Raw genomic sequence first — 20866 nt, forward strand, 5'->3', positions numbered from 1 at the left:
GGCCGCGTCTTTTGTTTATAAGACACCGCCCCGCCCCCACGACCCGGGGGGCTGGGCCTCGGCCTGCGGCCGAAGGCCTCAGGCCTTCGGAAGCGTTATCCCCAGCTCCAGCATCGCCGGCGAGGCCGGGCCGCCCTCGGAGCGCTCGGTCTTGTAGCCCTTGACCCCGGGGGCGACGGTGCGCGGGTCGACGGCCTCCGAGGGGGCGCCGGTGGAGTACAGGCCGTTCGGGTCCTGGTCCCGGTCGTGGGGGAGCAGCCAGAAGACGCGCCGACGGAAGGTGCCGGAGGCACGGGAGGACTTGGCGTCGGGGCCGAGGATCGCGTAGCCGACCATCCGGCCGTCGCGGTGGTAGGCGGGGCGGCCGCGGCGGGTGGTGAGGCGGTCCAGTGACTGGCGGACGTAGTCCAGCTCGGCGGTGTCCTCCAGCCAGACGAGGTCGGTTTCGTGGGCGAGCTCGGCCGGGTCGATCAGCGCGCTCACGCGTTCTGCTCCTCTGTGTCGTCGGTGATCAGGCCGATGCCCGGGTAGTACTTGCGGCTGTTGGACAGGACCATCTCCTTGGGAGAGGTCATACCCAGTGTCTCGCGAACTCGTGCGGCGAAGGCACGTCCGGATACGGGATTGGCTCCTTCGAAGCCGCACCAGCGGGTGTAGGCGCCGAAGAGCTGGGATTGTTCGGCCCGCATGCCCTCGCCTGTGACGCATGCCTCCTTGAGGAAGCGGCCGACGTGGTCCTCGGTCTCCGCGTAGGCGGTGGTGGCGACCTGGACGCGCTGGGGGCCGGCGAGGTCCTTCTCCCCGGCGAAGTAGCGGCGGGCGCCGTCGATGAGCCAGGCGAGGATACCGGGGCCCTCCTCGGCGACGAGGACGTGGGCCAGGTTGTCGATCTTGCGTTCCTCGGGGACGACCCGTTCGAACGGGATCAGGCGCATGCGGCGCCAGAAGGCGAAGCCGCCGGTGCCGACCTCGGGGCGGTGGTTGCCGAGCAGCCAGAGCTTGTGGGTGGGCTCGAAGGAGAAGAAGTCCTGGCGCATCCGGCGGGCCTTGATCTTGTCGCCGCCGGTGAGCAGCTTGACCCGGGCCTCGTCGAACCGGTCGCCGGGCTTGAGCTCGGAGCACACGATGATGCGGCGGCCGTGGAGTTCGGCGAGGTCGGTGGGGTGGCCGTCGAAGGTCTTGGCCATGAGGAAGCCGGGCGGGGCCGCGTCGGCGTAGTCCCCGAGCAACTGGATCATGACGTCGAGGAGGACGGACTTGCCGTTCTTGCCCTGGCCGTAGAGGAAGGGCATGACCTGGGCGCCGACGTCACCGCTGATGGAGTAGCCGAGCAGCAGGTGGAGGAAGTCGCGGGTCTGGCGGCCTTCCTTGTCGTCGCCGAAGGTGTCGGTGAGGAAGCGGTTCCAGCGCGGGGTGGGCATCCGGGCGGGGGCGAGGGTGGTCGAGCGGGAGTGGTGGTGGACCTTCGGGTCGGGCGGGACGATGGCGCCGGTGCGCAGGTCCACGACTCCGCCGGGGGTGCAGAGGGCGTAGGCGTCGGCGTCGAGGAGGGCGGCGTTGAGGACCATGCCGGGGGCGGACTTGGCCTGGGCGAGCATGGCGTTCATGCCGGAGGTGGACAGGGCGCGGCGGCGGTGCCGGCGCAGGTCGGTGTTCGTGTAGACACCGCGCGGGTCGTGGGTGGCCACGCTCTCGGCCATCTCGCCCGCTGCCCACAGCACGGTGTCGTCCTCGTCGAGCTGCCAGCGGTGGGTGGACCAGCGGTACCAGCCGATGCCGGGGACGTGGCGGTAGTCGCGCCCGTAGAGGTGGACGAAGAGCTTGGCGTTGCCCCGGTCGGAGAGGGAGTCGGGCAGCAGGCCGTGGGAACTGGCCTGCGGACCGGCCGAGGCCTTGGCGGCTTTGGGCGCTGGTGCGCTCTGCGTGGACGCGGTGGGGAAGGGCTGCGCGGGTTGCGCGGGGTGGGCAGGGGCCTGCGAGACCTCGGCGGGTTCGTCCAGGAGGCTGTCCTGGACGGCGGCGCCGTGCCAGGGGGCCTGCGCGGGACCGGGAACCGGCGGGTACTCCAGGATCTGCTGGGCTGCGGCCACGGGGTCGAAGACCGTCCTCTTGCGGGTGCTGTCGGTCATCCGCGGGCCTTCCCGATGTGCAGGGGCTGCCGGGCGCCGGCGGCGAGGCCGGAACGGATGACGGCGGAGCTGTGCCGGTCCTGGGCAGGACGGGCAGTGCGAGCGGCATCGAGGAGCAGCTGCTCGGCGGCGGTGTGGGTCAGGTGCCCGGCGGAGACCAGGCCCCCGACGGTGTAGGCGGCACGGTTGAGCTTGCCGGTGAAGCCGGCGCCCTCCGGCGTCGTTGCGCAGTCGGTCACGTCCTGGAGGACGGTCTCCAGGACCCGTTCGGCTCCACGTTTGCCGCCACCCGCGGCCACGACGGCCTGCCGGGCGCGGTCCGGCACGGGAGCCGGGACGGTCGGCTGGGACTCCGGCTTGTCCTTGAGGTGTCCGGTGCGGACCAGTTCCTCGCCGAGCCACCGGGGGAGCGGGGCGGGTGCCCAGGCACCGGGGAGCGCGGTGTAGGTGCCCGCGCTCGTGGTGGTGCCGGGGGCCACGATGTAACCACCGTGGGCACGGACGTCGACCTGCCAGGCCAGCGCCCGTCCGGTGGAGGAGCCGCTGGAGCAGGTGAAGCGGCGGTGGTCGTCGTCCCGGTACCAGATGTGCAGGCCGCCGGAGGGGGTACGGACGCGCAGTGTGGAGGTGTCCTCTGCAGGATCGGGGGAGCTACGGAGCGCTGCGAGCAGGGCGAGCGTATGGTAGCCGTCCTCCAGGCCTTCGAGGTCGACGTGTTCGTGGATCGGGATGCCGGGCAGGATCCGGTCCCTGGCGGGGACGGTGCCGGCGTGACTGTCGACGTCGATGACGACCAGGCCTGCTGGCCCGCAGGCGACGCCGGTGCCGAAGTCGGGGTTGGTCCGCCACCACGCGGTGATGACGTCCTGGTCGAGGGTGGCGGCGTGGAAGCCGTGGCACCAGCGACCGAAGCCGGGACAGGCGCACTCACCGGGGGAGTGCGGGGAGTCCTGACAGGCCTGGCAGTTCGCGGGCGGTGTCTTGCGCCCGGGAGCCAGGGGATGGACCGGCCAACCCTGGTGGGCACACCAGCGAGCGACAGCCAGCGCGTCCGGCTGGCGGCCCGTTCGGTCGCTCCCCACGGCCTGCGGCGCCGTCACGCTGGTCCCTCCCCCTTGGTTCAGTAGCTGCTTCAGCTGCTTCAGTCGCTCGGTAGCTGATCCGGCTTGAGTCGCTCGTTCAGTAGCTGAGGGCAAAAAGCCAGGTCAGGGCACTGGTGAGCGCCGGATCAGCGACTGAAGCGACTGAAGTCCAGAAGATAGCTCACACAGACTATCCGAGCGAGCACGTACGCACCCGGAGTGGCGTCCCTCACCGGGAAACTGAGCGACCCAACCCTGGGGGAGCGACCGAGTCACTTCGGTCGCTGTTTTCGGTCCGCTGACGTTTCCGCAGGTCAAAACCGTTTTTCCCACCAAACAGCGACTGAAGCGACTGTAGCCCGGGTCTATAACGCGCACACGCACACGGGAATGTCTTCATATACCCAACCTTGAGTCGCTTCGGTCGCTACGGGGGTGGGCATACAGCCTCTGACCTGGGATTTTGTCCAGCGACTGAAGCCCAGCGACCGTAGCGACCGAGTCTCTCTCGCCCGGTCGCTCGGCGTGTCGCGCGTGTCAGGACAGCCTGAAGGTCCGGATTTCGGTCGCTTGAGTCGCTTCAGTAGCTCGGGTAGCTCGGTAGCTGCCGGACCGGTGCGGGGTGGTGCCCCCCGGCAGGAGGGACGTCCGCCCCTACCGGTGCACGAGCAGGACCGAGGAGTTCCTTCCTTGAGTCGCTTCGGTCGCTTCAGTAGCTCCCCGGGCTCGTGCGTTGCCCCGGGCGAGTGCCAGGGAGAACCGGGTGAGGGCCGGGCCACCGTGCTGAGACGAACCATCCGCTGGCCGCCGGGAGTGTCCCCCCGTAGGAGATCTGACGCCGACAGCGACCGAAGCGACTCTCCTCCAGGATTGCTTCGCCACTGCCCACGCCGGAGAGCGTCCGTCCCTGTCGGCAGGCTCCACCGCAGGTGACAGGCCTGAATACCGGGGACGAGACCCTTCCGCCGCTGAGCAGAACCCAGCGACCGAACGCGAGGGACCGGTCCCCTCCGCTTCGGTCGCTGCCCTTCGGTAGCTGACCCCCGGTCGCTGCCTGGCGGCAGCGACCGAACCCTTCCCGGGACAGGCGTGACTTTTCGCGGCCCCGGTCGTTGTGTTCGCGGATCCTGCGGGCACGGATCGCCTCCCCCGACCGACCGGGGCGACGGCAGTGCTTTCCTTGGTGGTAAGGACCTTGCGGATGGGCGTCGCGCTGGATGTGGTGCTGACGACGGGTGATCGGCCCCGGGAGCTGTCCCGGCTCCCGGGCTCGATGGCCGGTGGCCGCACAGGAGGGCGACGCGGTGACGGCCGTGATCCCCGGGCAGGGAGGGGAGCTGCCGCCGTGGGGAGGCGGTGGAGCTCCCGGCAGGTACCCGTACATCACCGACAGCGACCCGTGAGTCGGAGCCTGCTGGAGCTCCGGAGCACCGGTCGATGTCAGTGGTGCATGCGATGCTGCGTTGGTGATGACCTGGGACGGGTTCTGGACAGGGCGTGCTCGACGAAGCGTCGCCCTTCGTCCTGTTCACGGCCACGACCTTCGAGGCCGGGTGGGGGCTCCGGGTGCCCCGGCGGGCGTATCAGTGGGCGACAGGCTAGGAGTGGGACGATCTCACCCGCCATGACCCCGAGTCGTACTCCGACCTGGCTGGGTGGCCGCAGCATCGATGAGCGTCACGGCCAGGTCACCCTCCGCTCCGACCTGCCCGACTTCCCCTGGCCCCCCACCGACACCGTGGACCAGATGGCCCGGCGCCTCGGCCGCATCACCGCCTGACCCGTCCGGTCAGGGGCGGTAATGCGCCTGCACTCGCGCCCGTGCCCGCACCCGGGCCGGCGTTCGCGCAGGTGGTCCGGCAGGGGCGCGGGGTCGGAGGCGGTGCTGGGCGTGGGGACAGTGGGGGCGGACGGAGTGGGGCGGTGACGTGGGATTTTCCGCGGAAAATCGAGTTCTCCGTCTCCGGCTGTGGAGGACGGTGGGGCCGGGTCGCCCCTGTGCAGGTCAACGACTCACTGACGCTGGACTTCATGTCCGTCGAGAACCCGGTCGGCCACCGCCTGGCCTATGGCGACGATCCCGCCGAACCCGACAACGGCCGGACCGACCACCCGCTGTGCCCCCGCGGCCTGGACTTCACCGATGACACCGGGAAACTGTCCGAGGTCATGCCGCCCGAGTGGCCGGCAGCCTGCCTGGTCGTCCTGCCGTCCGGTTGTCCGGCGGGGGCCTGCGCGCCGCCGTGTCATGCGACCAGGCGCAGCCAGGCCTCCGCGAGGGCGGCGTGACCGGCCGGCGTCGGGTGCACGCCGTCCGCCGCCCAGTACTCCGGCCCGGTTGCCGCGGCGAGTTCGGCGAACATGACGTCCGCGGCGAGCAGGTGCGCGCCGTACTCCTTCGCGAGGTCGCGGACGGCCTGGATCTTCGGGTCCAGGTCGGACCGCCACGCCTTCCGGACCTCGTCGTCGACGAGGGCGTGACCGGCCTCGACGGTGCCACTGACCGGGAGGAGGAACGGCTCGACGAGGATCAGCTCCGTACCCGCCTCGGCCAGTGGCGCGAGCAGTCGGCGGTAGCCCGCCGCGTAGTCCCGTGCGGGGATCACGTGGCCGTCCGGGGCGAGGGTGTGCCAGCCCATGTCGTTGACGCCGACGAGGATCGACACCACGTCCGGGCGCGCGTCGAGCACGTCGGCCTGCCACCGGGCTTCCAGGTCCATCACCTTGTGGCCGGCGATTCCGGTGTTCAGCCAGGTCACGGGCCGCTCCGGGTGCCGGAGGCCCCACTCGCCGGCGATGCGCAGCGGGTAGCCGAAGCCGAGGCCGTCCTCGCTCTCCAGCCGTCGGCAGTCGGTGATCGAGTCGCCGGTGAACATCACGGTGCTTCCCGGGCGGAGGGTGATCGGCATGTGTGCTCCTCGGGCTTCGGGGGCGGGGGATCCCGCCGGGAACACCGAGCCTGCGGCAGGCCTCTCACACGGGGCGCACACGGCGTTGACACGGGGACGGGCGGCCACGGACCTGATGTGAGGAGCCGGCCGGGCGCGTGCGAGGATCCGGGGATGAACGGGGAGGGGCGGCTTCGGGTCACGCTGCTCGACGACTTCAGGGTGTGTCGGGGCGGGACCACCCTGCCCGTACCGGGTGCCCGGTTACGGGCCCTGGTCGTACGGCTCGCCCTGGCCGGCGGACGCGAGGTCGAGCGGAGCGGCCTCGTCGACGCGATCTGGGCCGAGCCCGAAGACCTTCCGGCCGACCCGGCCCACGCCCTCCAGGCACTCGTCTCCCGGCTGCGCCGAACCCTCGGCCCGGCGAGCGTCGACGCACGTCCTACGGGCGGCTACCGGCTGGCCGTGGAACCGGCCGACGTGGACGTGCTGCGGTTCGAGCGGCTCGCCGCCGAGGGCCGTGACCGTCTCCGCGCCGGTGCCGGTGGAGGTGTCGGTGCCGGTGGAGGTGTCGGTGCAGATACAGGTGACCCGGCTGCGGCGGCTGCCCTGCTCGGCGAGGCGGTGGCGCTCTGGGGTGACCGTCCCGGCACCGAGCCCGTGGTCGTCGCCGCGGTGGTGCCCGCGGTCGCGGTCCGGCTGGCCCGGGCCTCGACGGAGGCCGTCGCCGATCTCGCCGACGCCGAACTCGCGCTGGGTCGCGCGGAAGCGGCTGCCGCCCGGCTGGCCGCACTGCTCGCCGAACACCCCGTCCACGAGCGCGCCGCTGCTCTGCTCATGGACGCGCTCGCCGCCCAAGGACGCCAGGGGGAGGCCCTCGCCCTGTACGAGCGGGTCCGCGGGCACCTGGCCGACGTCCTCGGCGCGGACCCGGGCACCGCCCTGAGTGAACGTCACCTACGCCCGCTGCGCGTTCCCGCTTTCGCTTCCGCCCCCGCGCCTCCAGTCACTGCCACTGCCACTGCCACCGCCATCGTCCCTGCTCCTGCCGAGGCTCCCGCCACGGCCGGGGCCACACGGGCCGGGCGCGGCAATCTGCCCGCGCCGCTCACCGGACTCATCGGCCGTGACGACGACCTCGCCAGGATCGGCACACTGCTCGACTCCGGTCGCCTGGTGACCGTGACGGGTCCCGGTGGTGCCGGCAAGACGCGCCTGGCGGTCGAGGCGGCACGCCTCCGGCGACACGCGTACCGCGACGGCGTCTGGCTGATCGACCTCGCCTCCGTCACCGAGCCCACCGAGGTCGGTGCCGCGCTGCTGGCCACGATCGGGCTGCGCGGCCCGGCGCTGTTCGAGGCCTCCGCGCGGCTGCGCGGCACCCCGGTCGGCACCCCGGTCGGTGGCCTGTCCGGTGGCCTGGCCGGAGGGCCCACCGGTGGCCCGGCCGCCGGCCCGGCTGGTGAACCGACAGGTGAGCCGACCGGCAAATGGACCACTTGAGGCGGTGGGGCGCCTGGCGCCACCTCAGCGCGGTCTGAGGCCGTCCATGAGCAGGTCGAGCAGGCGTCGGGCCTGGGCGGGTTCTCCGGACTTGGCGGCGACGGCGAGCATACCGAGGATGCTGGCGGAGACGTCGTCGGCGTGAGCATCGGCGCGGATGTCCCCAGCGCTGGCGCCGGCGTCGAGGATCGTGGTGATGGCCGACAGGAGCTCCTGTCGAGTGTGAGCGAGGGAGATTTCGCCGGAATCGATCATGGCGAGCAGGGTGCCGGTCATGCCGTGCTTGGCGGCCTGCCATTCCGCGAACAGGTCCATCCACAGGCGCAGCGCCTGCGCGGGCGGGTGGCTGGCGAGCAACTCGCTTGCCCCGGCCGTCAGTCGGACGACCTGGTCCTGATAGACGGCGTCGACGAGCGCTTCCCGGGTCGGGAAGTGGCGGAAGAGGGTGGCGACGCCAACGCCCGCCGCGCATCGATGGCTCGGTGTCGGAGGTGGCGAAGGCGCGGGTGGCCGCCGGGAGCACGGTCTCGCGGTTGCGCGCGGCGTTGGCGCGCAACCGCTAGTGGGCTGCGGGGGATGGTTCGCTGGCCATGTCCAAGCGGATCACGTTCCATTTGAGTCGGTCCTGGGGGTAGTCCATGCCGGAGATAAACGGAACGCGTTCCGATTAACCCTGGAGGAGACCTCATGGCCGAACCCGCTTCCGCGCCGGGCACCATGCGCACGGTGCCACCGTCCCGTCTGGGCCGAGCACGCCGAACGCACCGAGACCTTCCTCGGTCAGCTCGGCACCACCCGCAAGACCGAACAGACCCGGCTCCGGGCCGACTACGACCGAGCCCTCCGCGTCGTCGCCGAGATCGATGCCGCCGCCACAGCCATAAGCGAGGAGCCCGCATGAGGACTACCGCAGGCCAGCGGACCGAGAATGAGAACCGCATCCGGGCCGCCATGGACCGGCTCCTTCGCGGTGAACTCCCGCCCGGCGGCAAGTGCGACATCAAGACCCTCGCCCGGGAATCGGCCGTCGACCGCACCGCCTTCTACGGCGCCCGCTCCTACGCTCAGCTCCGCGAAGAGTTCGAGCGACGCCTGGAGGCCCTGCATCAGGCCGGGGAGATCCCCGATCCGCGCGAGGCTCAGATCGCCCGACTCAAAGCCGAGGTCTCCGCTCTCAAAAAGCGGCTGGCCACTGCTGAGAAGGCCAACGAAGAGCTCGGCGAGTTCCGCACTCAGGCCCTGGCCCGGCTCGCCGCCCAGCACGAAGAGATCCTGCACCTCCGCAGGTCGGCAGCGACGGTCAGCGGCGTGACACGCCTCCCAACAGCCCGAACCACAATGATCGGATCCTGCAGTTAGGCAGCCGTCCCGACCTTCGGCGCCGTCAGCAGCGGATGCGATGATCTGCCCATGGGTGTTCTCTACGGCTACTTCGCCGCCGCTGATGACGACGACGCTGTTCGAGCCGTCGTCCGAGACGACGGTGAGCCCAGCGGGACCGGCTATGACCAACTGGTGATCAAGGGCATCGATCCAGTGGTAGAGCTGACGCCCGCAGAGGCGCTCATGACAGGACGGTCTGCCGCCGATGTCCGGTCCGACCCCCGACACGGCGGCCTCATCGGGATACTGGGGGACTGCGAACTGGTGGTGGTGTCGCTGACGGATGCCTTCCGAGATGCGCTTGCGACCTGCGAAGCCACGTCTTTGCGCGACATCGCCTCCAGTTGGTCGAGCACCGAGGGCGTCTTCTACTACCCGGCTGATCCAGAGAATCTCGCCAGCTTCCTGGAACAACTGTCCGGGCTCGCCGGCCGAGCGGTCACGCGAGATGCCCGCCTCTACTGCTGGATCTGTCCCTGACCCCGTCGCTGCCCCGCCAGGCTCGCGGGACCGCGACCCCGATCACGCGAGAGAACGGACTCATGACCAGCCTCATCGAGATGAGCGAACGCGAGTACTTCTCCAACGTCGGCAAGCGGCCTGGGATGTTCGTCGGTCGCCCTCCTTCCACGCGCTGACCGCGTTCCTCATCGGATACGACCAGAGCTCGGCTCGACACGGATCGCCAGGACTGGAGGGTTGGCGCGAATGGCTAGTTGCCCGGCGCGGACGAGACTGCAACCACGCATGGCCGGGCCAGGTCCTGCACATTGCCCTGCCCGACGGCTGGGACAAACCTTGGGACCTGCCGCACGAGAACGAAGCCCTCGCGATCGAGGTGCTCTTCCAACTTCTCGACGAGTTCCTCGCGAACCGCGAGAGCAAAGCCGCAGGCTGACTGGCACAGCGCGCGCTCCACTCTGAGACCGGCTGCCCTCCCCCTACAACATTGATCGGAGACCCCCAATGGGCCTCACCTGGGTGACTTCGGCTGGCGGGCCGTTGATCCTGGTCGCCGAGTCAGCCTGCACGCAGTGGGGTGGGGCACCACGCAACTACCCCGATGACGAGGCGATTACGGACGAGCCTGCGAGGTCGAGGGCTACGTCGGGCTGATCGATGTTGGCGATTTGCAGGCCCTGGTCCTCGGGGACATGCCGGCGCGGACGACATTCCTCCCCGAGCTCAACGTTCTGGTCCGTGAGGTCGCTGGCGACGACGAAGCAGAGCTGCCGGACCTGGTCGCCGGACTCCTACCGAAGGTCGACTGGGAACCCGGGCCCGTTTGGAGCGTTGCGGAGCCGGTCATTCTGTTCGACTCGGTTTACGACTCCACCGAGATCAAGGACGAGGAGCACCTACACGTCGACCTCGCGACGGGCGAGTACGCCATCGAAGCCGGCTACATCGAGACGCCCGGCGAATACCTCATCCTCGTGCGACTCACACGAATCTGAGCCCTGCCTCGGGGATGCGCTGGACGAGGCCCGACGCCACCCGTGAGTGTGGTCTGCAGCACGCCCGCGCTGTTGCAATGCAACACGCTCCGATGCCAGGGTCGCAAAACACAGTCGCCGAACCCCGCCAGCTCAATGACGACACGCACTCATCCGCACACGGCCTCTGCGGACACAAGGCATTGTTGCGCAATGTCCCTGCTCCAGGCCGGTGTCGACACCACAGTGATCGCGCTCTGGCTCGGCCACGCCGGCGTCCGCTCCACCGACGCCTACGTCCACGCCGACATGACCATCAAAGAGAAGGCACTCTCCCTGACCGCACCAGTCACCGCCCGCCGCGGCCGCTACCAGCCCACCGACAAGGTCCTCGCGTTCCTCGACCGCCTGTGATCGTGAGCCGAGCTGGCAGTGACAGTCCGCTTCGATAGCCTGCGGCGGTGGCTGATGATTCGTTGAAGTTCCTGATCGATGCCGATCACGGGCAGTTCTATGTCCAAGATCTTGAGCCCTATGACGCGTGGATGGCTGAACACGCAACGGACCCGAACCTCCCGCCAGCCGGCTGGACCGAGGAAGCAGTCCACATTCACCGCGTCGGGGTGGAACCGCACTCGATCTCCGTCGGCACCGCGCGGGACGACATGGTCGAATCGCTGATTACTGTCCACGCGTTCGCGCCCATGGTCGAGCCGACGGCTGAGCACATCGTGGAGGTGGACCTGGCGGCCCCGACTGGCCAACTCGCCGTCTCCAGCCCAGGAGTCCACCCGGAGGACGGGCCAAGCATGACCGTCCCCGCAGGGCTGTTGCGAGCCAGGGTCTCTTACATCCCCTCTGACCCACCAGCCGTCGACACCAACGGCGGCCCCGGCGATCACTTTCTCTACCAGATCGACCTCTGGCCCACCGACCAGCCGCGCGCGCTCGCCGTCCTCAAGCAGGGACCGAACCCCTGGGCCGGATAGCCCCTCCCCGCCGTCGACTATGCCGAGCAGAACAGCCGTCAACGCTGCCCGCGATCATGCTCGCCCACATCCTTCTCGGCATAGTCGCGGTCTCGGCATAGGTCGATCTATGCCGATATCCGCATAGATCGACGAACTCGGCTACATGGAACTCGACCGCAGAGGCGCCGAGTTGCTGTTCCAGGTCCTGACAGAGCGGGAGGAGAAGAACAGCGTCGCCATCGCCTCCAGCGAGTCGTTCAGTGGTTGGACCAAGACCTTCACCGACCCCCGTCTCTGCGCGGCCATCGTCGATCGCCTCACCTTTGGCGGCAACATCATCGAGACCGGCACCGACTCCTACCGACTCGCCAGCACCCGCGCCCGCGCCGAACAGCAAGCCGTCGGCTGATCCACCGCCCGCACCGCTCGACGCTACCGGGTGTTGGCGCTTCCGTGTTCGACTGCCAACGCGGCCATGTCCCGCAGGCGCTTGTAGTACTCGATCGCGCCGCCCTCATCATCGATCGACGGCAGGACCTTCTCAACGGCCGCGAGGCAGGTGAGAAGGATTTTGCGGCGCTTCTCATCAAGGTGTCCTGACAGCGACGAGGAGACACAGCCAGCGATGTCCGCGTCCAGCAAGACCATGTCTTCGCCTTCGATCTCCCGACCGCGAATGTGTGGTGGGAATGGTGCGCGCATGTGCTCTTCCCACAACCGTGAGAGCAGGTCCCGTTCCGGTTCGCTCATGTTCGAGATCATGCCTCACAGACCAAGCTCCGCGGGAGAGAACTCCCGCGGAGCCGTCGGGATGACCGTTCGATCTGCTTCCTCGGCCACGACCAGGAGACCTGCCTGCCGACACGCCGGTGCTGCTAGATCTCGACAACATTTTCCCGGCCCCAGGTCATCGTCCGCTCTCGGAACCCACCGACAAGTGCTCTCCGATATCAGGTTCTGGCTCAACTTCTGTGGAGCTGCAAGGTGCGCGCTCGGAGCCACCTCGGGGTGCTCCCTGACCTGCTGGTTTCCACTGCCGAGGTTCTGGTGTGTCTGGCATCGGCGGCCGCGACCACAAAAGTTGTGCCAGAACCCGGTATCAGGTTCTTGCTCACTTTCCGGGCTCTGTCGCTGATTGAGGGGTCTGTGCTGGTCGATCATGGTGACAGGAGGATGCGGCGTCGCAGGAGGTCGAAGTTGGCCCGTCCGTACATCTGCCTCTTCAGCAGCTTGATCCTGGTCACGTTGCCCTCGACCGCTCCCGAGGTGAGCGTCGTGGTCAGGGCCGCTAGAACGGCTGCGCGGTCACGGCGGATCCCGCCCGCCAGGGTGCGGAACTCTGGTTGGCCGTCGAGGCGGACGTCGGCGAGCCAGACGTCGAGGGCCAGGTGCTCGCTGCGGCGTTCGCGCACCATGGTGGCCAGGCGCCGGGCGTACTCGGTGGTCGTGGCCAGTGCGGGGCTGCGTTCGCACAGCTCCTCAAGGCACTTGCGTTCGGTGTCGTCGAGCCGTTCGGGCCGGCGCATGATCCAGTCGGTGACGCGGCGGACGGTCAGGTGGGGCAGGGGGGCCTCCAGGGGGACCGCTCCGGTTCGGTAGGGCCGCAGATGGCGCTGAACAGTGTTGACGTCACCGCGGTAGCCCAGTTGCTGGATCTCCCTGGTGAGCGCTGCGGGGTTGGTGCAGCCCTCCATCCACCGGTGATGCAAGTAGCGCCGGTAGTCGTCGATCACGCTGGGGCGGTGGGTCGCGGCGATGAGGAGCTGCTCGACATTGGCGGCTCTGGCGAAGCGTAGGACGGTGCCGCGACTGAGGTGGAGTTCGCGGGCGATGGCACGCAGGCTGTCGCCGCGTTCGATGCGTTCGTGGATCTGCTGGTGGCGCTCGCGAGTTCGGGCGACCAACGGACGTGGCCTGCCGTGGACGTCCAGCTCGTTCGAGCTGGCGGCTGCGGAACGGAGCGCGTCATCCTGGTCTTCTCTCACGGTGAGGGGTTCGCGCAGGTCGGCGCGGTGGCGGCCGACGACGCGCTCGACTGCCTCGGCGAGGTTGTGCAGCAGGTGCCAGGCGTCAGCCACCTGCTGGGCCTGTGGTGCACCTGCGCTGGCGACGTCGCGGAATGAGCCGGCGCGGTCGCGGCAGATCGTCCGCACCTCGGGATGGTTGCGCAGCCAGGCGGCGAAGGTGTTCGCGGTCCGGTCGGCGAGCACGTCGACCGGCCGGTGGGTGTCCATGTCCACGAGGACTGTCGCGTAGGTGCGACCACGGCGAACGGCGAACTCGTCCACGCCCAGACGCGGGACGAGTCCCGACGACGGGACGGGTAGCGCACGGATGAGACGGAGCAGGGTGTCCCGCCCAGTGGTCACGGCAAGACGGCCTGCAAGCCGGGCTCCGGCCCGTCCGCCCAGGAACAGCGCGATGTCTGTGAGCTGGGTGGTGAGGGCGGTCGTACGGCGCGCGTGCCGGGACGTCAGATCCTGGATCTGCTCGACGAACGTCCGTCGCCTGCACTGGTCGTTCCCACACACGAGACGACGCGCCCTCAGCTCCAGGCGCACCCGTCGGCCGGCTATCGGACGGTCCGCAAGACGCCGCCTGTAGTAGCAGTGCAACCGCGACGATCTCCGCCCACACCCGGGACAGGCGGCCGACACAGCCGCCGACCGCAAGGCGAGACGAACCTCGTCATCCCCGAGAACCATCTCCTCGACCTCCACGCCGATCGCAGGGAAGAGAAGGTCAGCCACACCCGCCGCATCCATCACGCCCAGGTCATGCCCGCCACCCGTTCCTGGTCGGCACAGACCCCTCAATCAGCGACAGAGCCCGGAAGTTGAGCCAGAACCCGATATGACCTACGCAGCCAGCCCGGACCTCGGCGGCGTCCTCGCCTTCCGGACTGCGCCCGACGATCGCGACCAGGCCGGGGCCCGACGAGGAACCCGGTCCCGGAGACCGGAGCCGGGCACGGGCCGAGCGGCACGCGCTGCAGCAAACTCTGCGCCCCGGCCAGCGAATGCCGGGGCGTGCTCCCGTCGTCCGCCGTGTGCGGGGCGGTCAGGGCCGCCTTGTGGAGGGTGAACTGCGGCAGAAACCTGCTCAGCGGTTCTCGCTCGGGTCCGGAGGCGCCTGCCTCGTCGGACCAGACCGTTGGATCGGTGCCCGTGGCGTCCGTCTCCCCCGGGGCGGTCGGCGCGGTCGGCGGCCGGACCACGTCGAGCACCTCGCGGCTCGACGGTGGATCGATGCTGGGGTCCGCACTCGTGAGTTCCCCGTCGCTCCGGCTGCTGCGGCGGTGCCGCACGGGGCCGATGTGCGGACCGGTGGGCAGGACCCGGTGGGGCACAGGCTCCGTCGGGCACTCGGCCACGCGGCCACGCGGCCACCTGGCCCGGTCAGACGGTCAGGTCGAAGATCGTCTCGGTCTTCGTCGTGGACGTCCGGGCCCTCAGGTAGCTGTTCAGGTTCGCGTCGCCGTTCAGGTCGGACGGGATCACCACCTCGACGGAGAACGCACCGGCGCCGTCCGTCAGGGTGTCGCGCAGGTCGCGGACCCGGTAGTCCTCACCCAGGTCGCCCTTGACGATGAACGAGACCCGGACGATCTCGTTCGGCGGGAAGCCCTTGCCCGTGAGCACCGTCCTCGTCCCGCCGCGGCCGCCGTCGGGGGCTGCGGTCAGTACACGTACAGCCGTCGGGGGCGGACTGCCGGCCGCCACGCCGGTCGGCAGCGTGTTCAGGGAGGGGGAGACCGCCGGGCCGCCGGCCGCGGGCAGGGTGACGGTGGGACCGGGCACGGTCACCGTGGGGCCGGGGACGGTGACGGTCACCGCCGGCTGCGGTCGGGCATCCGAGCCACTGACCTGGGACTGGGTGAAGAAGCCTCCGGCGAAGCCCGCGCCGAGGGTGGCGACGCCCACGAGCGCGGTGATCATCGTCCCCCAGCCCTGGAGGTCGAACCGGGGCGTGCCGGGGTGGTGCGGCACCGGGGCTCCGGGAGGCCTCGACGGTTGCGGGGGAACGACGGCCGCCGGTGCGGGGCGCTCCGACGGTTGCTCGGACGTTTGATCTGACGGTCGCTCCGACGTCTGATCTGACGATCGTTCTGGTGTGGTCGGCGCGCTCACCGATGTCCCCCTTCGGTCCAGCCTGTCCGCATGGAGTGATCATGCGCGTTCACCTGGGTACCACATCGGCGCCCGCTTGTCCGGGCCCTTCGGTGACCACGGCAGCCCGGTGCTTCGGTGCCCGGGACGGGACGGAGCCGCACCGGGCAGTGCGCGGGCCCGGTGGACACCGGTGCTCGGTGCCCGTACTAGTGTCGTGGTCGTGGTCGTGCCGCGGCCGGCGGCCGCCGCCCCGTCGGGCGGTGCGGCCGGGCGGTGCGGCCGGGCCTCGGCGCCGTCGTGACTTCTGGGGGCTGAAGCGGATGAGGATGACGTTCGGGCTGCTGGGTCCCCTGACGGTCGCCGTGGACGGCGAGCCGCAGGTGCTGCCGAGGGCCACGGTGTTGCGGGGGCTGTTGGGGGCCCTGCTGCTGGCGGAGGGGGAACGGCTGCCCGTGGGGCGGCTGCTGGACCTCGTGTGGGCGGAACAGTCGGAGCGGGTCGGCCGGGGCGCCGTGCACACCGGGATGTCGCGGCTGCGCACCTGGCTCGGGCGGTTCGGGGACGCGGCGGTGGCGCTGGAGTCCGACGCGCAGGGGTACCGGCTGGTGACTGGGCCGGACACGGTGGACCTCGGACGGTTCCGCAGGCTCGCCGCCGACGGGGACCCGGCGGCGGCGGTCGCATTGCGGCGGGGCCCGGTGCTGGCGGGGCTGGAGCGGGTGAACCGTGCGGATCCGCTGGTGGCCTCGGTGGAGGGCGCGGTGCGTGCCACGGCCCTCACCCTGGCCGGGGCCGCCCTGGCCGGTGGCGTGGCCGGAGCCGGGCCTGCCGGGGCGGGCGGGACCGTTGGCGCGGCCCGGACCGCCGTTCACGCCCTGACGGCGCTCGCCGAGGACCACCCGTTCGACGAGCCCGTACACGCCGTCCTGCTGCAACTCCTCGCGGCGGACGGCCGGGCCGCCGAGGCGCTGCGCCGCTTCCAGTCGCTGCGCCGGCGGCTGGCCGAGGAGCTGGGGATCGAGCCGGGCGAGCAGGTGCAGAGTGTCTTCCTGACACTGCTGGCCCATGACCGCGAGGGTGCCCGCCCGGACCCGGGGCGGACCCGAGTGCCCTCCCAACTCCCGCGTGACGTCACGGATTTCACCGGTCGTGAGGAGCAGGTGCGGCTGGTCCTGGACGTCCTGGCGGCCGGCCGGGTGCCGGTCGTCGCCGGCATGGGCGGCATCGGCAAGACGGCGCTGGCCGTCCACGCCGCGCACCGCGCCGCCGCCGACTACCCGGACGGCCGGCTGTACGCGGACCTGCGCGGGGCGGACGAGTCGCCCGCCGACCCGGCCCGGGTGCTGGCCGCCTTCCTGCGGGCCCTCGGCGCCGACCCCCGGGAGATCCCGGCCTCGCTGGACGAACGCTCGGCCCTGTACCGCACCCTGCTCGCGGGCCGCCGCACGCTCGTCCTGCTCGACAACGCCGCCGACGAGCGCCAGATCGGGCCGCTGCTCCCGGGCACACCGGCGCCTTCGACCAGTTGCCCGGCCGAGGGACCCCACTCTGCGGCTTCCCGCCCCGCCGCTTCCCACTCCGACGTTCCCCGCCCCGACGTTCCCCGCCCGGCCGTCCTGGTCACCAGCCGTGCCGCGCTCACCGCCCTTCCCGGCACCCGCCTCATCGACCTCCACGAACTCGACGCCCCCCAGGCGCAGACACTGCTGTGCCGCATCCTCGGGGAGCACCGCGTCGCCGCCGAGCCGGTGGCCGCCGCCCAGATCGTCGAGCTGTGCGGCGGCATGCCGCTGGCAGTCCGCATTGCCGGGGCCCGCCTCGCGGCCCGGCCGCGCTGGACCCTGGCCCGGCTCGCCCACCTGCTGCGCGACGAACGGCGGCGCCTCGACGAACTGGAGGCCGGGAACCTGGCCGTGCGGGCGGGCTTCGCCGTCGGCTACGCCCGGCTGTCGGAGCCGACCCGCCGCACGTTCCGGCTGCTCGGCCTGCTCGACGCGCCCGACTTCGCCCCGTGGGTCGCGGCGGCGATGGCGGGCGTCCCGGTGGAGCAGGCGGAACGGCAGCTGGAGGAGCTCATCGACGCCCAGCTCCTGCAGGAGAACGGAACGGAGCCGCACCTGCGCTACCGCTTCCACGACCTCGTCCGGCTGTACGCGCGCGAGCACGCCGAGGCCGCCGACGAGCCGGCCGAGCGCACCGCCGCGCTCGAACGGGCCTTCGGCGCCTGGCTCCGGCTGGCCGAACAGGCGGCCGACCAGGTGCCCGGGCCCTGCTTCGCGCCGATCCACGGCTCCGCCCCGCGCCACCCGTTGCCGTCCGCCGTCACCGCCGCGCTGCTGGACGACCCGATGGCCTGGTTCGACGCCGAGCAGCCGGCGCTGAACGCGAGCGCCCGGCAGGCCGCCGCGCTGCGCATGGTGCCGCTGGCCTGGGACCTCGCCGCCTGCCAGGAGAAGTACTGCGACGTGCGCGGCCTGTACGACGACTGGCGCACCACGCACCTGGCCGCCCTCCAGGCCTGCCGGGCGGCCGGCGACGACCTGGGCACGGCCGTGCTCACCCGGGGCCTCATCGAGGTGACGACCTGGACCACCCCGGCCGACGGCTCCCACCCGACTGTCGACCTGGCCGACGGCACCCAGACGATGGTCTCCCTGGGGGACCGCGCACGACACCTTCAACGCCTGTTCGAACAGGTGGGGGAGCCGCGCGGGACCGCCGATGCGCTCGTCCTGGCCGCGTGGAGCCTGGTGGCCCAAGGCCGCGAGCAGGAAGCCCTGGACGAGGCCCGCCGCGCCCTGGACCTCGCCACCGTCCACGACCACCCGGGCGGCCAGGCCCGGGCGCACCAGATCATCGCCATCGCGTACGGCGAGACCGACCTCGACCGCACCATCGACCACCTGACCGAAACGTTGCGCCTGGCCCGGCTGATCGGCAACACCCGCTTCGAGGCGACCGCCATCCAGTTCCTGGGCGCCGCCCATGGCCGGGCCGGCCAGGTCGAGCGGGGCGACGAACTGCTCACCCGCTCGCTCGCCATGGCCCGCTCCCTCGACGACCGCTACGTGGAAGCGTTCTCCCTGCTCTACCTGGCCACCCTGTACGCGGCCAGCGGCGACGGCCGCGCCCGCGACACCGCGGAGGCCGCACTCGCCATCGCCCGGCGCTTCGACCTGGGACACCACCTCGCCCAGGCCCTCGGCATCCTCGGCGAACTGGACCTCGCGGCGGGCGACCACGCCTCGGCCGTCGCGTACCTCGAAGAGTCGGTCCTGGTGTGGCGCGCCCGTGGCTGGCGCTCCTTCCTCGCGAGGGCGCTCCGGGCGCTCGGCCGGGCCTACGACGCCGCCGGGCTGCCCGAGTCGGCGGGCCGCGTGGTCGCCGAGGCCCGTGAACTGAGCGACACCCCGGCCACCGGCCCCGGCGACACCCCGCCGTACGGCACCTGACGGCGCTCCACCCGGGGCCGGGTCCGCTCGGCTTGCTCGGCCCTCACTCACCGCACGCCTGGCGACGACCGTCCGAGCAGAGGTGACCGGAAGGGAGCGGAAGGCACCGGAAGGGCCAGAAAGCGACCGGTAAGCGATCGGTAAGACGCGTCTCCCTAAGCTCGACCCCCACGGCACAGGACAGGCGCACACGATCAGAGCCCGGTCGACGCGTCCCTGTCCCACCCACGCCCCCTCGGGGGCCGCCGGTCGGGTCCGCGCAGGGGACGGACCCGACCGGAGGTGCCGCCCCTTTCCTCCGCTGTCCCGGGTCCGGGCGGCTTCCGGACCCGTAGGCCCGGCACCCCACCGTTGCACCGGATCCGACGGCACCACGCGGCGGGCACGAGCGGGCAGGATGACCGAGGCGGCACGTGCCGCCAGGCACCAGGGAGACCCGCGTGGCTGACCACTTTCCCTACCGCATCGTGACCAGGAGAGGGGACCTGACGCTGATCTGGCGGCCCGGAGAGGGCGATGCCTCCGATGAGTTCGCCGTCGACGAACGCGGCAGGCTTCTCGCGTTCCACGAGTACACGCCGCTGCAGGAACACTGTGACCGCAACGGCTGGAGGCTCCTCCAGGAGGGCGAGGGCACGCTCGACCTGGGCGTCGTACGGCGGTGGGTCGAGCACCCGGACCTCGGCTCGGCTTCGGCGGGGTTGCTGCTGGAAGCGTGGAACTTCTTCGAGGACCTGTCCCGCAGCCTGAGCGACGGCCCGCCCCTTCCGGTGCAGGGAACGGTTCACGACAGCGCCTACGAGAAGGTCTTCGGCGGTGAAGCGCTCGAACCGGCCGCCGGCGAGGGCGCGTGGACGGCTGAGGAGACCGCGGCCGTGCGCGAACTCCTCCGCGCGGGGCTGGACCTCTGGGAGCAGGCCGTGCACGGGTCGGGGACCGGCTGGGGGACCGGCTGACCGGTGGCGTCCGGTGGCGTCCGCTCGTCCGGTGGCGATCGGCGGGGCGGCGGAGGTGGTGAACGTCCGTCGGGCCCGGAATGCGCTGCACATCATTCGAGTGCTGACGTACCATCCGGCAGTCCGTTGAACGTTTGTTTGCATGAATGAGATGACATGGTGGGAATGGAAACCGAGCAGCCGCCCGAGAAGCTCAGCGGCCTCCAGGCGATCTGGGCCAACACCCTGGAGCCGGTGGCCCCGCTGCCCTGGTACCGCACGGTGCCCCGCAGGGCCTGGATCGGGGGCGGGGTGGTCGTCGCCCTGGTCACCGCCCTGACCGTGGCCGCCGTGACCGGTGCCGGAGCCCCGCCCCCGCACCGGATCGTCCTCGCGGACCGGATCGGCGACCACGAACGGATGCCGGACGACGAGGTGGTCCTGGCCGAACGCGGCCACCTGCAGAAGAACCTGACGGCGTTGAGCCGCTACCGGGACGTGTCGGTGGCGGGCTACGGCCCCGCCGGATCGGGCCGGAGCACCCTCCTGGTGGCCGGGATGACCGGCAGCTTCCCGGACGCCCGCGGGGAGTTGGACCGGCAGTTCGGCGGGATCTGGGGGGCCGACGTGTCCAGCCGGATCAATGAGACCGTGACCGGCCGCAAGGACTACCCGGCCGGCCCGCTCGGCGGCGCGCTCGACTGCGCGGTCCTGACGGCTCCGACCGCATCCCGGACGATCTGCATCTGGGCGGACGGAATGACGGTCGGCGGCGTCATCGACGAGAAGGGCGTGACCCGCCTGGACGACCTCGCCCGACGCGCCCTGGAGATCCGTACGGCCGTCGAGGTCGAGGTCCACTGACCGGGCCTTCTGACGTGGGGGGGGGGCGGCGGCCGCACCCCCACGACCCCCCCCCCACCCCCCCCCAGAAGCCCGCCCCGCCGCCCCGCCCCCCCCCACGAAGCGGTGGGG

18 protein-coding genes and 2 pseudogenes are annotated in these 20866 nt (G+C 71.0%); 12 read left to right on the forward strand and 8 right to left on the reverse strand.

The window, feature by feature from the left end:
- Positions 1–78: 78 nt before the first annotated feature.
- From ACFV0O_RS32570 to ACFV0O_RS32580, 3 genes are read right to left on the reverse strand one after another with little or no spacing between them, the layout of a single operon-like run.
- Positions 79–483, reverse strand: a complete 405-nt coding sequence (locus ACFV0O_RS32570; protein ID WP_360262464.1) for a DUF6009 family protein — start codon at positions 481–483, stop codon at positions 79–81.
- Positions 480–2129, reverse strand: coding sequence for a phage/plasmid primase, P4 family (locus ACFV0O_RS32575; protein ID WP_380347366.1), 1650 nt, complete (start codon positions 2127–2129; stop codon positions 480–482). The genes ACFV0O_RS32570 and ACFV0O_RS32575 overlap by 4 nt, the downstream gene beginning before the upstream one ends.
- Positions 2126–3229 (reverse strand): bifunctional DNA primase/polymerase, encoded by a 1104-nt coding sequence (locus ACFV0O_RS32580; RefSeq protein WP_380347367.1) that lies wholly within the window; start codon positions 3227–3229, stop codon positions 2126–2128. Before ACFV0O_RS32580 ends, ACFV0O_RS32575 begins: the two co-directional genes overlap by 4 nt.
- A 1606-nt stretch (positions 3230–4835) precedes the next feature.
- On the opposite strand from ACFV0O_RS32580, the gene ACFV0O_RS32585 reads away from it, so the two are divergent.
- The gene (locus ACFV0O_RS32585; protein ID WP_380347368.1) at positions 4836–4991 is read left to right on the forward strand and encodes a hypothetical protein; all 156 of its coding nucleotides are present in this window, start codon (positions 4836–4838) and stop codon (positions 4989–4991) included.
- Between the two features lie 251 nt (positions 4992–5242).
- Complete coding sequence (locus ACFV0O_RS32590; protein ID WP_380347369.1) at positions 5243–5500, forward strand: hypothetical protein; 258 nt, start codon at positions 5243–5245, stop codon at positions 5498–5500.
- Here ACFV0O_RS32590 and ACFV0O_RS32595 read toward each other — a convergent pair.
- A complete protein-coding gene (locus ACFV0O_RS32595) occupies positions 5458–6120 on the reverse strand; it encodes an SGNH/GDSL hydrolase family protein (RefSeq protein ID WP_380347370.1) in 663 nt (220 codons plus the stop codon). The genes ACFV0O_RS32590 and ACFV0O_RS32595 overlap by 43 nt on opposite strands.
- A 153-nt stretch (positions 6121–6273) precedes the next feature.
- Between ACFV0O_RS32595 and ACFV0O_RS32600 the strand changes: the two genes are divergently transcribed.
- A complete protein-coding gene (locus ACFV0O_RS32600; RefSeq protein WP_380347371.1) occupies positions 6274–7602 on the forward strand; it encodes a BTAD domain-containing putative transcriptional regulator in 1329 nt (442 codons plus the stop codon).
- A 24-nt stretch (positions 7603–7626) separates the two neighbouring features.
- On the opposite strand, the gene ACFV0O_RS32605 is transcribed toward ACFV0O_RS32600, so the two are convergent.
- Positions 7627–7959, reverse strand: coding sequence for a hypothetical protein (locus ACFV0O_RS32605; protein WP_380347372.1), 333 nt, complete (start codon positions 7957–7959; stop codon positions 7627–7629).
- A 540-nt stretch (positions 7960–8499) separates the two neighbouring features.
- Between ACFV0O_RS32605 and ACFV0O_RS32610 the strand changes: the two genes are divergently transcribed.
- From ACFV0O_RS32610 to ACFV0O_RS32635, 6 genes and pseudogenes are all read left to right on the forward strand, one after another.
- Positions 8500–8961: a hypothetical protein gene (locus ACFV0O_RS32610; RefSeq protein WP_380347373.1), complete on the forward strand. Its 462-nt coding sequence runs from the start codon at positions 8500–8502 to the stop codon at positions 8959–8961.
- Positions 8962–9012: 51 nt separating this feature from the next.
- Complete coding sequence (locus ACFV0O_RS32615) at positions 9013–9465, forward strand: hypothetical protein (protein ID WP_380347374.1); 453 nt, start codon at positions 9013–9015, stop codon at positions 9463–9465.
- A gap of 602 nt (positions 9466–10067) precedes the next feature.
- Positions 10068–10442: pseudogene (locus tag ACFV0O_RS32620) on the forward strand (Imm21 family immunity protein); the annotation flags it as partial.
- A 135-nt stretch (positions 10443–10577) separates the two neighbouring features.
- Positions 10578–10835, forward strand: a complete 258-nt coding sequence (locus ACFV0O_RS32625) for a tyrosine-type recombinase/integrase (RefSeq protein ID WP_380347375.1) — start codon at positions 10578–10580, stop codon at positions 10833–10835.
- Positions 10836–10882: 47 nt separating this feature from the next.
- Positions 10883–11410, forward strand: a complete 528-nt coding sequence (locus tag ACFV0O_RS32630) for a hypothetical protein (protein WP_380347376.1) — start codon at positions 10883–10885, stop codon at positions 11408–11410.
- A 127-nt stretch (positions 11411–11537) separates the two neighbouring features.
- Positions 11538–11801 (forward strand): annotated as a pseudogene (locus tag ACFV0O_RS32635) (ATP-binding protein); the annotation flags it as partial.
- 23 nt (positions 11802–11824) lie between these two features.
- Here ACFV0O_RS32635 and ACFV0O_RS32640 read toward each other — a convergent pair.
- The 3 genes from ACFV0O_RS32640 to ACFV0O_RS32650 form a co-directional block, all read right to left on the reverse strand.
- Positions 11825–12142, reverse strand: a complete 318-nt coding sequence (locus ACFV0O_RS32640) for a hypothetical protein (RefSeq protein WP_380347377.1) — start codon at positions 12140–12142, stop codon at positions 11825–11827.
- Positions 12143–12549: 407 nt separating this feature from the next.
- Positions 12550–14157, reverse strand: coding sequence for an ISL3 family transposase (locus tag ACFV0O_RS32645; RefSeq protein ID WP_380347387.1), 1608 nt, complete (start codon positions 14155–14157; stop codon positions 12550–12552).
- 633 nt (positions 14158–14790) lie between these two features.
- A complete protein-coding gene (locus tag ACFV0O_RS32650; RefSeq protein WP_380347378.1) occupies positions 14791–15381 on the reverse strand; it encodes a hypothetical protein in 591 nt (196 codons plus the stop codon).
- Positions 15382–15830: 449 nt separating this feature from the next.
- Between ACFV0O_RS32650 and ACFV0O_RS32655 the strand changes: the two genes are divergently transcribed.
- From ACFV0O_RS32655 to ACFV0O_RS32665, 3 genes are all read left to right on the forward strand, one after another.
- Complete coding sequence (locus ACFV0O_RS32655; RefSeq protein WP_380347379.1) at positions 15831–18956, forward strand: ATP-binding protein; 3126 nt, start codon at positions 15831–15833, stop codon at positions 18954–18956.
- Between the two features lie 440 nt (positions 18957–19396).
- Entirely contained in the window at positions 19397–19912 is a 516-nt protein-coding gene (locus tag ACFV0O_RS32660; RefSeq protein ID WP_380347380.1) for a hypothetical protein, read from the forward strand.
- A 156-nt stretch (positions 19913–20068) separates the two neighbouring features.
- Entirely contained in the window at positions 20069–20755 is a 687-nt protein-coding gene (locus ACFV0O_RS32665) for a hypothetical protein (protein WP_380347381.1), read from the forward strand.
- The last annotated feature ends 111 nt before the right edge of the window (positions 20756–20866 follow it).

Source organism: Kitasatospora sp. NPDC059577 (genome assembly GCF_042735475.1).
GTDB lineage: Bacteria > Actinomycetota > Actinomycetes > Streptomycetales > Streptomycetaceae > Kitasatospora.